This window comes from Curtobacterium sp. B18, assembly GCF_000333375.1.
In the GTDB taxonomy this organism is placed as follows: domain Bacteria; phylum Actinomycetota; class Actinomycetes; order Actinomycetales; family Microbacteriaceae; genus Curtobacterium.
On record NZ_BACZ01000746.1, the window covers coordinates 1 to 331 of the forward strand.

General features: G+C 73.7%; 1 pseudogene. It reads right to left on the reverse strand.

Annotated elements, in window-relative coordinates:
- Positions 1-331, reverse strand: a pseudogene (locus I5E_RS19850) (LacI family transcriptional regulator); the annotation flags it as partial.

A 331-nucleotide genomic window follows, 5' to 3' on the forward strand; every position in this document is an offset into this window, starting at 1 on the left:
GGCCGAAGCGGTCGAGGCGCCCGTCGACTCGATCGCGCCGAAGATCGCGGAGCGCAAGGGCGCGTGACGACCGACCACGACGGCACCGCGACGTTCATCCCGGCCTCGTCCTGCCCGCCGACGTACGCCACGTCCCGGTGGCCGAGGCCGCACAGGTGATCGACGGCGACGGCGGCGACGACGACGTCGTCCACGCCGACGTTCCGGAGCCCGGGCGCCGGCCCGCCGATCACGATCATCGGGTGGCGTGTGAGCTCGAGCTCGGCGCGCTCGGTCTCGTCGAGCACGAGCGAGAGCAGCACGAGCCCGTCGACGCGGTGCCGGAGCATCG